Source organism: Massilia sp. P2_C2 (genome assembly GCF_056404615.1).
Window position 1 is genome coordinate 1 of record NZ_JBFUDR010000513.1, and the last position, 2598, is coordinate 2598.

Annotated in this window: 3 protein-coding genes; all 3 read right to left on the reverse strand. The window is 70.1% G+C overall.

Features of this window, described 5'->3' with window-relative positions; all coding sequences use genetic code 11:
• Positions 1 to 85 precede the first annotated feature (85 nt).
• Genes AC1DYX_RS30230 through AC1DYX_RS30240 form a run of 3 tightly spaced genes read right to left on the reverse strand, consistent with a single transcriptional unit; the run spans position 86 to position 2498 of the window.
• Entirely contained in the window at positions 86 to 736 is a 651-nt protein-coding gene (locus AC1DYX_RS30230) for a hypothetical protein (RefSeq protein ID WP_477265779.1), read from the reverse strand.
• A complete protein-coding gene (locus AC1DYX_RS30235; protein WP_477265781.1) occupies positions 733 to 1686 on the reverse strand; it encodes an MlaD family protein in 954 nt (317 codons plus the stop codon). The genes AC1DYX_RS30230 and AC1DYX_RS30235 overlap by 4 nt, the downstream gene beginning before the upstream one ends.
• A 5-nt stretch (positions 1687 to 1691) precedes the next feature.
• On the reverse strand, positions 1692 to 2498 hold the full coding sequence (locus AC1DYX_RS30240; protein WP_477265783.1) for an ABC transporter permease: 807 nt from the start codon (positions 2496 to 2498) through the stop codon (positions 1692 to 1694).
• Between the last annotated feature and the right edge of the window lie 100 nt (positions 2499 to 2598).

Here is a 2598-nt window from a genome sequence, read left to right on the forward strand (position 1 = left end):
ACGCGTGGGCACGGGGTGCCCACCCTACCCCGCGATTTGGGCGCCTGGCCGCCGCGGATAGAGTTTTTCGCCTCCCCGGCGCGCGTCAGCCCTGCCCCGCCAGTTCGATGCGGCGCCGGATGCGTTCCGCGGCGGCCGAGTCGCCGGCCGCGCGCGCACGCTGTTCCTGCACGCCGAGCCAGGCCAGCAGCGGACGGCGCCAGCCCTGCTGCGATGCCGTGTCGACGGCCGTCGCGATGTCGGCCGGATTGATCCGCCCCGCCTTCAACAGCGCGCCCGCCGCGACGAGGCGGGACAGCGGATCGGCGACGCCGGCCAGCGTGCCGCTCGTGACGACGGCGCGGTGCTGTTCCGGCAGCAGGGCCGCGTCCAGCCCCTGCCAGCGGCCGTCCAGGTAGGCGGCGTACGCACGCAGGGCTGGCGTCGCGTCGGCGGCCAGCGCATCGAAGCCGGCGCAGTCGAAGGCCAGCGCCGCGGCCCGCACGCCGCAGCGTACCAGCTCGGCCTGGGCGACGACGTCGAACCGTCCGGTGGCGGCGCTGGCGCGGCGGGCGCGCGCGAATTCCGCGTCGGCGGCGGCCGAGTCGCCGCGCAGGAAGTCATCCGTGTAACCGTCGAGGGCACCGCGCGCGTCGCCCTGCCAGGCCGGCGGCTGCGGACCGCTGGCGCAACCGGACAATACGGCCGCAGAAGCGGCAACGACAGCGGCGAGCATGATGAGCGGTTTCAGGGTCATGGCAGCTTGATCTCCGTGTCGCGCTTGAACGGCCATTTGCGGTTGACCTCGTCGACGAGGCGATTCACCTTGCGCAGGCTCGCATCGACTTCGCCGCGCAGCCGGCCCAGGTCCTCGGTGGCGACGCGCGCATTCTTGCCGACGGCCTGCGCCTCGGCCAGCACGGCGTCGGCCTTCTGCAAGGTGCCGCGGGCGTCGGCCAGGAGGCCGTTCAGTTCGCGGATCGCGCCCTGCGTGTCGTCCATCACGCCGTTCTTGCCGAACACGCGCTGGTCGGTCTTGGCGAGCAGCGTGTCGAGGCGGCGCAAGGTCTGCAGCAGCTTTTCCGCCTCGGCGTCGCCGCCCAGTGCCGTGCCCAGCACGCCGTAGCGCCCCGTCAGGCGGCCGGACAGTGCCTCGACGTTGGCCAGCGTATTGCCGATGTGCGAATCGGGGCGCGTCATCGTCTCCAGGTTTTCCAGCAGCGTATGGGCCGTCGCCACCAGGCGCGGGATCTCGGCCGTGGCATCGCCGCGCAGCACGGGGCGCTGGGCGTGGTCGGGCAGCGGCGGATCCGTCAGGATGCCGCTGTAGGCGCGCAGCCGGGTCTCGCCGACGACGCTGCGCTCGAGCGTGAAGACGCTGGTCGTGCGCAGCCATTTCGCGTCGGCCTTCGGAATGTCGACGAGGATGTTCACCTTGCCGTCCTTGCCGAGTTCCACCTGGCGCACGCGCCCGATGGGGAAGCCGGCGAAGCTCATGTCCATGCCGGGGATCACGCCCTCGGAATCGTCGGCCACGAGCACCAGCTCCTGCGTCTTCTCGAACACGCCGCGCGCATACATCACGTACAGGAAGAAGGCGACGATCAACGCGCCGATCACGAGAAGCAGGATCAGGGCCTTGGCTTCCACGTGCCTCGGTTCGTCCGGCGGGCCATCCGCAGTGCGGGTCAGGTCTTTATCGTTCATTGTTTTCAGATGTATTTGACGGCCAGCGAACTGGCCTCGATCAGCAGCAGCACGAACAGCAGCCGCAGCGCGCCCGGCTGCACGTTGGTGCGCAGGCGGCGCGGCCGGCGCAGCAGGTCCAGGATGGCGGCGCTCGGGATCACGGCCACCGCGAGCCCGAACAGCACCGTCTTGAACACGAAGCCCAGCGTGACGGTCGGGTCGAACACGCGGCCGACGGTGCGCGTGTAGTCGGACAGGCCCCATGGCGACAGGCCGTACACGTTCAGATAGGCCAGCAGGAGAACGATGGTACTCGACACCATCGCGAGGCTCAGCACGGAAAACGCGTTGGCGATCACCTGCGGTACGAGGTCGTGGCGCAGGCGGCGCAAGGTGGCGGCCGTCGCCTCCCCCGCGGGCACGCCGCTGCGCGCGAGGCCCATGGCATTGGCATCGAACGCCATGCCGGCGCGCAGCGCGGCGAACATCGCGGCCGACAGCGGCAGCAATTCCAGCACGAGCACGCGCACGACCATCTCCAGCGCGTAGCGCGACAGGCCATAGCTCTGCGCGGTGACGAGCACGATGCGGATGATGACGAGGCTCACCAGCGCGGTCAGCACCGTGAACCAGGGCAGCACCTGCCACGTGCTTGCGTAGATGTAGCGCGACGTGGCGAGGCGGTTGGCGCGGTGGTACGTGGACGGCGACAGCGCCATCACGAGCGCCACGGCACCAAGGTGCAGCATGGCCCACCAGCTGGCGGCGTAGCGCGCGGCGAGGTGGCCCCACAGGCGCGGTTTAATATACAGGAGTGACGAGATGGACATATTCACATGGTAGGGTGGGCACCCCGTGCCCACGCGTAATGCCAACACACCGCGAACGTCCGCGTGGGCACGGGGGCGCCCACCCTACGTTCTCCTGTCC

Coding starts and splice junctions, on each gene's coding strand:
- AC1DYX_RS30230 (WP_477265779.1), bottom strand. CDS start 736: ATGACCCTGAAACCGCTCATCATGCTCGCCGCTGTCGTTGCCGCTTCT.
- AC1DYX_RS30235 (WP_477265781.1), bottom strand. CDS start 1,686: ATGAACGATAAAGACCTGACCCGCACTGCGGATGGCCCGCCGGACGAA.
- AC1DYX_RS30240 (WP_477265783.1), bottom strand. CDS start 2,498: ATGTCCATCTCGTCACTCCTGTATATTAAACCGCGCCTGTGGGGCCAC.